Raw genomic sequence first — 11,633 nt, 5'->3', positions numbered from 1 at the left:
GTGCGCGCCTTGGCGGCGGGAAGGCGCTCAAGCGACGGCGGGGGGTTGGCGGCCCTGTCATGGGCCCCGTTGCCGGCCCTGTCAGCAGCCTCGTCGATCGACGTTTCCCCGACCCACAGCGGCGCCGACCATCCGCCTTGGGCCAGGCACTCGTGTGCAACGCCCCGCGCCCGGTCAGGAGCCTCGCTCACCCACAGCAAGCCGCGAAAGCGCCGCCCTCGCAGCTGCTGTCGAAAGGCAGCGAGCCGCGCGAGGTCCTGTCGGGTCAAAAAGTGGGACATTAAGGCTCCCTGATAAATCAACTTTGGTCTAAAGGCTGCGCCGATTAAACGATCGAGCCGACTACGGCAGCGCAGCATAGATGTCGCTCTAACTTATTCATTTTGCTGAATTGTCGAAACTTTTTCTCACGCCATCGACTGTGCAGCCGCCAAAAAAGTGTGCCGTTTCATCGACATGGGTCGCATCGATCATCTCTTGAAGACCGTGCTAGCTTGATGAAGCCGAGGCGCCATCGTGGGCCAACCCCACGCTGGAACGCCACTACCCCCAGGCACCGAACCCAAGACAATGGCCCAGGGTGCCGGACGCAATTTCGGTGAGGCAGCGATCGCCTCCTTTGCACAGAACACAACAACCCACGGGGAGCACCTGCATGAAGCAAATGACCAAGTTTACCCTGACCAGCATGGCTGCCGGCATCGCCCTGGCCGCCCTGTCGAGTGGCGCCATGGCCCAGGAAAAGTGGACCATGACCACCACCTGGCCGGAAAACCTCGACCTGATCCAGATCGACAAGCACTGGGCCGAGCTGGTCAACCAGCTGGCCGGGGACGAGATCCAGATCGAGTTCTACGCCGGCGGCACCCTGATGCCCGGCACCGAGGTCTTCGACGCCACCGAGACCGGCAGCATCCAGGCCGCCGGCGACTGGCCGGGCTACTGGGCCGGCCGCAGCCCGGCGTTCTCGCCGCTGGCAGCCACCCCCAGCCTGTTCAACGGCATGGACTACCTGAACTGGATCACCCAGTGGGGCGGCTTCGAGCTCTACCAGGAGATCTACGGCCAGTACAACCTGGTCTACCTGCCCTACGGTATCACCAACAACGAGTCCGGCTTCCGCGGCGGCACTCCGATCGCGTCTCTCGCCGACATCGAAGGCAAGCGTCTGCGTCTGTCCGGGCGTGACCAGGGCCGGGTGCTCGAGCAGCTTGGTGGTTCCCAGGTCACCCTGGCCGGCGGCGAGATCTACCAGGCCATCGAGCGTGGTGTGGTCGACGGCGCCGAGTTCTCGACCCCCGGTGTCGACTACAAGGCCGGCTTCTCCGAGGTTGCCGACTACTGGATGACGCCGGGCTGGCACCAGTCTGCCAGCGTGTTCGGCGTGATGATCAACAAGGACGCCTGGGACGCTCTGTCCGAGGAGACCCAGGAGAAGCTGAAGATCGCCTCCGAGGCCACCATGGCCTGGTCGCTGGCCTGGTCCGAGAAGCAGTCCACCGAGGGTACCGCCAAGTTCCTCGAGGACGGCACCACCATCAACCAGCTGTCCGAGGAAGACCTGGCCCAGATCCAGGAGGTCACCAACCAGGTGATCGTGCAGGGTTCCTGCGAGGACCCGATGCTCGGCAAGGTCTACCAGTCGATGATCAGCTACATGCAGGACTACGCCCAGTGGCGTGACGTCTCGGTGCCCTACAACATGAGCCGCGTCACCGACAACCTGCCGTCGCTTGACGAGATCGAAGCCTGCCTCGAATAACAACCAGGCACGTTTCTGTCACTACCGGCCGGCGGCTCTCAGCGCGAGGCCGCCGGTCATCGTTGGACTTCGACGAGAACCCCACCATGAACGCCATTGCCAAGGCCATCGACTGCTTGAACGAGTGGTTCGGCCGTTTGATCGCTCCGCTGATCGCGATCATCACCCTCGTGGTGGTCTACGACATCGCGATGCGCTTCTTTATCGGACGCCCCAGCGACTGGGCCTTCGACGTCACCACCATGCTGTTCGGTACCCATTTCATGCTGATGGCCGCCTACGGGCTGCGCCACCACGCCCATGTGGAGGTGGACATCGTCAAGCAGCTGCTTTCCCGGCGCGGTCGCGCACTGATCGACCTGCTCGGCTACCTGCTGTTCTTCACCCCCTTCATCATCATGTTCATCACCTATAGCTGGCGCTTCTTCGAGCGCTCCTGGAGCCGCGCCGAGTCCACCTACGGCATCGTCTCGATCCCGGTCTACCCAGTAAAGGCCGTGCTGGTCATCGCCAGCGTGCTGATCCTTCTGCAGGCCATCGCCATCGTCATTCGCGCCATCAATGAGCTGACAGGCCAGGGCGTGGAGGAAGCCAAATGAGCGCTGAACTTCTGACCATCTTCATGTTTGCAGGCCTGATGCTGGGGCTGTTCATGGGCCATCCGCTGGCCTTCGTGCTGGGCGGTGTCGCGGTACTCGGCGCCTGGTTCGGCCCCGGTCCCCAGGTGCTCGGCATCATCATCAACAACATCTATGGGCGCGCCATGGACAATTATGTCCTGGTGGCGATCCCGCTGTTTATTCTGATGGCGCGCTTTCTCAACGACTCGGGCGTCACCGAGAAGATGTTCGAGAGCATGCGCCTGTTGCTCGGACGCGTGCGCGGCGGCCTGGCGCTGACCGTGGTCATCGTCTCGGTGCTGCTGGCGGCCACCACCGGCATCGTCGGCGCCTCCATCGCGGTGATGGGCCTGATCGCCCTGGCACCGATGCTCAAGTACGGCTACAACAAGGGCCTGTCCGCCGGCGTCATCATGGCCAGCGGCTGTCTCGGCATCCTGATTCCGCCAAGCATCATGCTGATCCTGATGGCCAGCTACTCGCCGGTGTCGGTGGGCGCGCTGTTCGCCGGAGCCCTGGTGCCGGGTCTGCTGCTGGGCTCGATGTACGCGCTCTACGTGCTGGTGATCTGCCTGATCAAGCCCGACTTCGGCCCTCCTGTAGGCGCCGAGGAGCGTGCCGAGACCAGCACCGGGGAGCTGGTGATCCGCTTGTGCAAGTACGTACTGCCGCCGATGAGCCTGATCCTCGGGGTGCTGGGCGCCCTGTTCACCGGTATCGCCACCGCCACCGAGGCCTCGGCCATCGGCGTGACCCTGGCCTTCCTGCTGTTCCTGATCTTCGGTGATCGCAAGCTGTCGACCTGCTACAACACCTTCATCGAGGCCGGCAAGACCACCACCATGGTGATGTTCGTGCTGGTGGGGGCGACCGCCTTCACCGGGGTGTTCTCCATCGGCGGCGGCATGGACGTGATCAGCGAACTGGTGCTGGCGATGCCCGGTGGCACCACCGGCGCACTGATCCTGATGTTCCTGCTGGTATTCGTGCTGGGCATGTTCCTCGACTGGACCGGCATCGTGCTGCTGAGCTTCCCGATCATGCTGCCGATCATCGAGACCATGGGCGTCGACATGCTGTGGTTCGTGGTGATGGTGGCGGTGGTATTGCAGACCTCCTTCCTGACCCCGCCCTTCGGCTATGCGCTGTTCTACCTGAAGGGCGTGGCGCCACCGGAGGTCGAGACCCTCGACCTATACAAGGCGGTGATCCCGTTCTGCGCGCTGATATTGATTGCCTGCGTGCTGATGTCCTACTTCCCCGCCCTGGTCACAGGCCTGCCCTCGATGCTGCTGGGCTACTGACCCTCAGGGTAACCTCCAGCACAACCACACAGCCCCCGCTTCGCGGGGGCTACTCGTTTAGAACGACGATTTTGACAGTGCGTTTCCGGCATATTCTTCGACTTTTCACCCCCTCGCGCTCCTGATTGGGTAAAGCCTCGACGCCGTTCCTGCATCGTATTAAGAGTTCTTAGACACTCTGTGCAAGGGCAGCATCATGGCCAACGTGACCCGCTTCACCCTCTCCGCCTCCGATGCCTATCCGCTCGGCGCCAGCCACTTCGAGGCCACACAGCCGCTGCGTGGGGTGGTGATCATTCACTCCGCTTCGGCGGTGTCACAACGCCTCTATCAGGGCTTCGCACTGTTTCTGGCCGAGCAAGGCTTCCACGTGCTGAGCTACGACTATCGCGGCATCGGGCGGTCGCGACCGGAGCATCTCGAGAAACTGGGGGTGCGCATGCAGGACTGGGCCGAGCTAGACGCCGACAGCGTGACCCAGTGGGCTCGCCAGCACTGGCCGGACTTGCCGCTGCTTGCCATCGGTCACAGCTTCGGTGGCCATGCCATCGGCCTGGGCGACGCCAGTCGACACTTGAGCGGCGCGGTGCTGATCGCCTGCAATGCCAGCTGTCTGCGCTTCATCTCATCTCCCTGGCTGCGGCTGCGCGCCTGGATGCTGCTCAAGCTGATATTTCCCTTGCTGTCCCGCCTCAATGGCTATGTGCCCTGCCGACGGCTCGGTATCAGCGAGGACGTGCCGGAGGGCGTGGCCCGCCAGTGCAGCCGCTGGACCAGCCTGCCGCGCTACTTCTTCGACGACCCGGAACTCAACGCCGAAGTGCGATTCGCCCGCGTGGCGTTACCTCTGCTGGTGGTGGGGCTCGACGACGACCCCTACGCCAGCAGCGACAGCATCGACCTGCTGGCAGGCTACTTCACCGGGGCTTCGATCAAGCGCCTGCAACTGTCTCCCAGGGTAATGGGCAGTGGTGTGCTGGGGCACCTGGAAGGATTTCGCCGCCGCCACCGTGACACCCTGTGGCCGCTGGTTTCTTCCTGGCTGGTGGAGCGGGCCCCGTCGACGCAGCCAGATGGCGTGTCAGCCGCCCCCTGGTCCCCCATCGCCGACGAGGCTGGCCCCCATGGGGCCAGCGTTCAGGGAGCCGGCGGCTAGCAAGCGGCGGCGAGAATGTCGCGCCAGCGTCAGCCGGCGCGCACTCGCACCAGGGTGCGGGTGGCTAGACAGCGGCGGCAGGATCAGTCGGCGCGAATTCGCATCAGGGTGCAATACGCCACCGGCAGGATCACCAGGGTCAACAGGGTGGCGACGCCCAGACCGAACACGATGACCACCGCCATGGAGGCGAAGAAGGCATCGGTGAACAGCGGCAGCATCCCCAGCATGGTGGTCACGGCGGCCATGGTCACCGGCCGCACACGACTGACCGCGGCCTGGATCACGGCGTCGTGGGCATTGTCCTGCTGGCCACGCTGCACGTTGATCTCTTCCATCAGCACGATGGCGTTCTTCAGCACCATGCCGATCAGGCTCAAGGTGCCGAGCAGCGCCATGAAGGTGAAGGGCGCCCCGAGCAACGCCAGGCCACCGATGATACCGATCAGCATCAGCGGCACGATCGACCAGATCGCCAGCGCCTGGCGCAGCCGGCCAAACAGCAGCACGGTGATGATGAACATGCCGAGCAGGCCCATGGGCAGCGATGACAGCAGCGCCTTCTGGGCGTCGCTGGCGGTTTCGTACTCACCGCCCCATTCGATGGCATAGCCCGGCGGCAGCTCGATGGCCTCGACCTGGGGACGCAGCCGCGCCAGCACGCTGGCAGCGGTCTCACCGGACAGCGGCATCGGCTCGGCGTACACCGCCAGCATGCGACGCCGGTCACGACGCTTGATCAGCGGATCACGCAGCTCGGTGTGCAGCTCGCCGAGCACGTTGCCGGCGCTGAGATAACGTCCCTGCTCTTCACTCCAGACGTTGACCGCGCTGAGGTTGTCGATGTCGTGGCGCTGGTCCTCCCGGGAGCGCATCACGATCGGAATCAGCTCGCTGCCTTCGCGGTAGACGCCGACCTGCTCGCCGTCATTGTTGAGCCTGAGCGCCTGGTGCAAGGCGTCCCGGGTGACTCCGACGCGACGTGCCTGTTGCTCGAGGAACTCGGGCACGATGACGCTCTCGCGATTGCTCCAGGACAGCCGGATGCTGTCGGTCATCGGCTCGTCCTGGAAGATGCCACGCACCTCGGCGCCCAGGCGGTGCAGGGTCTCGGGATCGTCACCGTAGATGCGCGCCTCGATGCTGGCCTTGGCCGAGGGGCCGACCTGCAACGCCTGGACCTTGTACTGGACCCGGGGGAAGTCCTCGCGCAGGGTCTCGATCACCTCTTTCATGCGGGCTTCCCGGGACGCGCGGTCCTCGGTCTCGATGATCAGCTGACCAAAACTCGCATAGCGGTCCTCGGGGGCATAGGTCAGGGTGAAGCGCTGTGCGCCGCCACCGATCACGCTGGTCACCCGGGTCACGTCCTGCATCTCCAGCACCTGCGTCTCGAGGCGCGCGATGGTGCGCTCGGTCTCCAGCACGTCGGTGCCCTCCGGCAACCACACATCGGCAAAGAACAGCGGTGTGGTGGCGTCGGGAAAGAAGGCGTTCTTGACCTGCCCCGACAGCGACAAGGCACCGGCCAGCAGCGCCACCGCCAGCACCAATGTCAGGTAGCGGAACCGAATCCCCACCACCAGCAGGCGGCGAAACACCCGGAACAGCAGGCCACGATAGGGATCGCTATCCCCCTCCTCGCCCGCTTCGATGCGTTCCTTGAAGAACAGATCGAAGAAGAAGGGGGTCAGGGTCAGGGCGGTGATCCAGCTCAGGAACAGCGAATAGCACAATACCCAGAACAGTGACCCGACGAACTCGCCGGTAGCGTCCGGCGACAGCCCGATGGGAGCAAAGGCGGTGATCGCGATGACCGTGGCACCCAGCAGCGGCAGGCGATTCTGACCGACCACCTCCAGCGCCGCCTGGCGCTTGGTCTTGCCCCGGGCAAGGCCGATCATCATGCCCTCGGTGACCACGATGGCGTTGTCCACCAGCATGCCGAGGGCAATGATCAAGGCGCCCAGCGAGATCTTCTGCAGCTGGATGCCGTGAATCGACATCATGATGAAGGTGCCGAGGATGGTCAGCAGCAGGATCAGGCCCATCAGCAGCCCGCTACGCACCCCCATGAACAGCAACAGCACCAGTATGACGATGCCGACCGCCTCGGCCAGGTTGATCAGAAAGCCGTTGACCGCGTCCTCCACCACCTCGGGCTGGTGGTAGACGGTGGCCAGTTCCATGCCCAGCGGCATGCGCTGTTCGAGCTCAGAAAGCCGCTTCTCGACCCGTTCGCCGACCTCCACCACGTTGACGCCGGAACCAAACGAGATGCCGATGGACAGCGCGGACTGCCCCCCTGCGTGGTAGAGCAACTGGGGCGTATCGGTGTTCTGGCGAGTGACCTCGGCGATATCGCCAAGGCGGATCAGGCCGTCACCGGGACGGCCCACCACCAGCCGCTCGAGCGACTCGACGCTGTCGAACTCGCCGGTGGGCTGCACCGACAGCGACAGGCCATCGAGCTTGATATGGCCCGCGTCGCCCACCACGTTCTGGGCGTTGAGCAGGTCACTCAACTGCTGTGGCGAGATCCCCAGCGCGCGCATCCGGTCACGGTCCAGCGACACCACCACCTGGTCCTGCACGGTGCCGGCGATGGCGACCTTCTTGACCCCGTCGACCAGGCGCAGCTCCCGCTGCAGCAGGTCGGCGTGGTCTTCCAGGTCCTGCTGGCTGTAGTCCTCGCCGGTCAGGGTCAACAGCAGGCCGAAGACGTCACCGAAGTCATCGTTGACGATGGAGGTCCCGGCGCCGGGGGGCAGCTCGGCCTGGACGTCGCTGATCTTGCGCCGCAGCAGGTCCCAGTACTGGGCAAGTTCGTGCTCGCGCACCGTGTTCTCGAGCTCCACGGTGATCTGCGACAGGCCGTCGGCGTTGACCGAGCTGACCCGCTTCAGGTCGGGCATCTGCTGGATCGCCTTCTCCAGGCGCAGGGTGACCTCCTCTTCTACCTGTTCTGGCGTGGCGCCGGGGTACTGGGTCGAAATGATGGCGTTGCGGATGGTGAACTCGGGAAACTCCAGCTGCCCGAGCCCGAAGAAAGACACCACCCCGCCAACGGCCAGCAGCAGGGTGATCATCCAGCTGATGACCTTCTGGCGCAGAAAGTAGTCGACCATCGATCAGAGCCCCTCTTCCTTGATCCAGGGTCGTACCCTGCGTCCTTCCTGCATGCGTTCGGCACCGGCGGCGACCAGCCGGTCGCCGGCCTCGAGCTCGCCCTCGATCAGCATCCCCTGGGTGGTGATGCGCCCCGGCACGACCGGCACCGCCTCGACACGTCCAGGGCCATCGGCGCGGGACTCGTCGTCGGGCACGAAGCGCCACACCACCGCCTGGTCAGGCTGCGATTCCCGCGTGGCCACCGCCGCCACCGGCACCCGCCAGGGATCCTGGCTATCACCGGTCAGGGCGCTCATGTCCAGCAGCACCGTGGCGCTCATGCCCGACAGCACCGTGATGTCGTCGGGTTCAGGCAAGGTCAGGGTGACCTCATAGCTCAGCGACCCCTGGCTGACGCTGCTGTCGTGCTCCTTGTAGCGGGCCGGGTAGCGCTGCTGCTGGTTCTCGGCGAAGGTCACCCAGACCACCGCATCCTCGCCGTCCTGCACCGCCTGGGCGCGCTCGTCATTGATCCGGCGGACCTGCTGCTCAGGCAGTTGGAAGGTCACGTCGATGGATCCCGGCTGCTGCAGCTCGGCGATGGTCTGCTGGGCACCGACCACCTGATAGTTGTCCACCGGGACCGACGCAATCACGCCGCTGAAGGGCGCGCTGAGCTCGGTGTAGCTGAGCTGGTCCTGGGCCTGCTTGAGCTGGGCCTGGGCCGACAGAAACTCGGCACGCGCCTCGTCGAAGCGGGACCGACTGATGGCACCACGCTCCAGCGAGATACGCATGCGCTCGTAGGTCGCCTCGGCCAGGTTGTAGCTCGAACGGGCGTTGGCCAGCTGGCTCTTGGCGTCACGATCATCGAGGCGGGCGATAAGGTCCCCCGCTTCCACCTCATCCCCCGGCTGCACGGCCAGCTCGCGCAGTTCCCCACCGACCCGGAACGACAGCTCCGAACGCTCCGAGGCCTGCACCTGGCCGGGATAACGCATCAACATGCCCTGGCGCCCGGCGTCCAGTGACACCAGCTTCACCGGGTGTACCTGCTGCTGGGACAAGGGCGGCTGGTCGGATTCACAGCCGGCGACAAGCGCCACGACGGCAAGCAGACTGAACCTGGCCAGCAGGCGCTCAAGGCGCGACGTCGGAGGAAACGTAGAGAAGGTCATGGGGGCTCCTGAGGCGTCAGGGACGCGGGTTGTCGTGGCGAACGGCAATGGCGTCCCAGGCCATCGCAAAGGCCTGGTCGATATTGGTGTGGGTGGGCTCGAACGGGTGGCTCCCCTGGCTCTGCACCAGGTGGTAGATCGGGCGGAACATGAAGCTTTCCAGCAGCGCAAGCCCAACCGGCTTGAGCACGCCATCCCGATGCCCCTGGGCGATGGCATCGAGCAAGGGCGCCAGGCGCAGATCGTTGCGCTCGCGGACCCGATCATTCATCCATACCGAATGGCTGAAGGCGTCGTGGAAGCGAAACAGGCGCGGCTGGTCGAGGGCCAGATGAAACAGCGCATGCCACATCTCGCGCAGCGCCTGGCGCAGCTCAAGTGCCGCATCGAAGGCCTCCAGGGCGGTATCGATCAGCTGGTCACAGACGTGCACAAAGGTCGCCTCCAGCAGGGCGTCCTTGTCGGCAAAGTGGATATAGAGGGTGGCGGGCGACACCCTGGCGCGACGCGCGATACGGGCCACCGAGGCCACGCCGAAGCCGTGCTCGGTGACCTCGACCAGGGTCGCCTCGAGCAGTGCCACCCGCTTGGTGTCGTCGCGTGGGCGCATGACATTTACCCTCTTTTGAGATGCCTCTTAAAATAAATGAATAGTTATTCACTTTCAAAGCCCGCCGAGCCAAGGTCTCACTTCCGTTTGGTGCGCGCCTCCATGCCTCCCCTTGATGGCCAACTGCAGCCGCCGGCACGGACTGGTATGATCTGGCCTCCCGTCCGTCAGCGGTGCCCGCAGCAGGAGTCCGTCCGTGTCCAGCAGTACTCATTCCGTGGCCAAGGTTCGTTCCCGGCGGCTTTCGCGCTGGGGCTGGTTGACGCTGGCTGTCGCCGCGGTGGTGGCACTGCCGGTGCTGGTGATCCTGGCCCATATTCTGGTGCCCGCCAGCGATATCTGGCGTCACCTGGCCGACACTGTGCTGACGCGTTATCTGCTCAACACCCTGTTCCTGGTACTCAGCGTCGGCCTTGGCACCCTGGCCATCGGTACCGGCTGCGCCTGGCTGGTAGTGATGTGCCGTTTTCCCGGCAAGCGCCTGTTCGAATGGGCCATGCTGCTGCCGTTGGCGGTACCCACCTACGTCATCGCCTACGCCTACACCGACTTCCTGCAGTACGCAGGGCCGGTGCAGGAGGCCCTGCGCGAAGCCTTCGGCTGGTCCCGCGGGGACTACTGGTTTCCCGACATCCGCTCGTTACCGGGTGCCGCCACCCTGATCACCCTGGTGCTCTACCCCTACGTGTACATGCTGGCCAGGGCGGCCTTCCTCGAGCAGTCGGTGTGCATGCTCGACGTGGGACGCACCCTGGGCCGCGGCCCCTGGCAAATGTTTACCCAGGTGGCAGTACCGCTGGCGCGACCGGCGCTGGTGGGGGGCGTGTCGCTGGCCTTGATGGAAACCCTCAACGAGTTCGGCGCGGTGCAGTACTTCGGCGTGGATACCTTCACCACCGGCATCTATCGCACCTGGTTCGGACTTGGCGAACAGGTCGCCGCCGCCCAGTTGGCGGCGTGCCTGCTGGCCTTCGTGATCCTGTTCGTGCTGCTGGAGCGCTGGTCCCGGGGCAAGCGCCGCTTCCACCACACCTCTCACCGCTACCAGCAACTACCGGAGTACCGTCTAAGCGGTGCACGCGCCTGGGCGGCCACCCTGGCCTGCGCGCTGCCGGTGACGGTGGGCTTCCTGTTGCCCTGCCTGCTGCTGGGGTACATGGCGCTGAAGGCCGGAGACAGCGTGCTGGGCAGCGCCTTTTTCGAGTACGCCGGCAACAGCCTGCTGCTGGCAGCCGTCGCCGCCCTGATCGCGGTGGGGCTGGCGGTGGTGCTGAGCTATGGCGCCCGACTCGAACAGGGCCCGCTGACCCGCACGGCCACTCGGGTGGCCTCGCTGGGCTACGCGATTCCGGGGTCGGTGGTGGCGGTAGGCATCCTGATCCCCTTCGCCTGGGTCGACGTCCAGCTCAACCAGCTGTACAAGGCCGCCACCGGGGAGGTGATCGGCCTGATCCTCAGCGGTACCGCCTTTATCCTGATCTATGCCTATGTGGTGCGTTTTCTCGCGGTGTCGTTCAACGCCGTGGAAGCGAGCCTGGGCAAGGTCACCCCGTCGATGGACGCGGCCGCCCGCACCCTCGGCGAGACCGCCACCGGCACCCTGCGCAAGGTGCATACGCCGATCATGCGCGGCAGCCTGCTGGCCGCCGGGATCCTGGTCTTCGTCGACGTGATGAAGGAGCTGCCGGCCACCATCATCCTGCGCCCGTTCAACTTCGACACCCTGGCGGTACGAGCCCACAACCTGGCCGCTGACGAACGCCTGGCCGAGGCCTCGACAGCGTCCCTGGCCATCGTTGCCGTGGGGATCATTCCGGTGGTGCTGCTGAGCCTGGCGATGCGCCGCTCGCGCCCGGGCCAGGCCAGCGACTGACGCAGGCCCCTTCTGGATA

At 65.0% G+C, this 11,633-nt stretch carries 8 protein-coding genes and 1 pseudogene; 5 read left to right on the top strand and 4 right to left on the bottom strand.

Features of this window, described 5'->3' with window-relative positions; translation table 11 throughout:
- Window positions 1-281, bottom strand: a pseudogene (locus NH448_RS02645) (hypothetical protein); the annotation flags it as partial.
- A 374-nt stretch (window positions 282-655) separates the two neighbouring features.
- Between NH448_RS02645 and dctP the strand changes: the two are divergent.
- From dctP to NH448_RS02625, 4 genes are all read left to right on the top strand, one after another.
- Window positions 656-1,762 (top strand): TRAP transporter substrate-binding protein DctP, encoded by a 1,107-nt coding sequence (gene dctP / locus NH448_RS02640; RefSeq protein WP_045991388.1) that lies wholly within the window; start codon window positions 656-658, stop codon window positions 1,760-1,762.
- Between the two features lie 86 nt (window positions 1,763-1,848).
- Window positions 1,849-2,361, top strand: coding sequence for a TRAP transporter small permease subunit (locus NH448_RS02635; protein WP_045991387.1), 513 nt, complete (start codon window positions 1,849-1,851; stop codon window positions 2,359-2,361).
- On the top strand, window positions 2,358-3,686 hold the full coding sequence (locus tag NH448_RS02630) for a TRAP transporter large permease subunit (protein WP_045991386.1): 1,329 nt from the start codon (window positions 2,358-2,360) through the stop codon (window positions 3,684-3,686). Before NH448_RS02635 ends, NH448_RS02630 begins: the two co-directional genes overlap by 4 nt.
- A gap of 196 nt (window positions 3,687-3,882) precedes the next feature.
- Window positions 3,883-4,842: an alpha/beta fold hydrolase gene (locus NH448_RS02625; protein WP_124804993.1), complete on the top strand. Its 960-nt coding sequence runs from the start codon at window positions 3,883-3,885 to the stop codon at window positions 4,840-4,842.
- Window positions 4,843-4,925: 83 nt separating this feature from the next.
- Here NH448_RS02625 and NH448_RS02620 read toward each other — a convergent pair whose 3' ends face one another.
- From NH448_RS02620 to NH448_RS02610, 3 genes are read right to left on the bottom strand one after another with little or no spacing between them, the layout of a single operon-like run.
- The gene (locus NH448_RS02620) at window positions 4,926-7,970 is read right to left on the bottom strand and encodes an efflux RND transporter permease subunit (RefSeq protein WP_253028381.1); all 3,045 of its coding nucleotides are present in this window, start codon (window positions 7,968-7,970) and stop codon (window positions 4,926-4,928) included.
- Window positions 7,971-7,973: 3 nt separating this feature from the next.
- Window positions 7,974-9,131 (bottom strand): efflux RND transporter periplasmic adaptor subunit, encoded by a 1,158-nt coding sequence (locus NH448_RS02615; RefSeq protein ID WP_108131137.1) that lies wholly within the window; start codon window positions 9,129-9,131, stop codon window positions 7,974-7,976.
- A 16-nt stretch (window positions 9,132-9,147) separates the two neighbouring features.
- The gene (locus tag NH448_RS02610) at window positions 9,148-9,741 is read right to left on the bottom strand and encodes a TetR/AcrR family transcriptional regulator (protein WP_045991382.1); all 594 of its coding nucleotides are present in this window, start codon (window positions 9,739-9,741) and stop codon (window positions 9,148-9,150) included.
- 217 nt (window positions 9,742-9,958) lie between these two features.
- Here NH448_RS02610 and NH448_RS02605 point away from each other — a divergent pair, with 217 nt between their 5' ends.
- The gene (locus NH448_RS02605; protein WP_253028384.1) at window positions 9,959-11,614 is read left to right on the top strand and encodes an iron ABC transporter permease; all 1,656 of its coding nucleotides are present in this window, start codon (window positions 9,959-9,961) and stop codon (window positions 11,612-11,614) included.
- Window positions 11,615-11,633: the final 19 nt, after the last annotated feature.

The organism is Halomonas sp. OfavH-34-E (assembly GCF_024124525.1).
GTDB classification, from domain to species: domain Bacteria; phylum Pseudomonadota; class Gammaproteobacteria; order Pseudomonadales; family Halomonadaceae; genus Halomonas; species Halomonas litopenaei.
The sequence above is the reverse complement of the archived record's forward strand: the minus strand, read 5'-3'. Positions and strand labels throughout refer to the sequence as shown.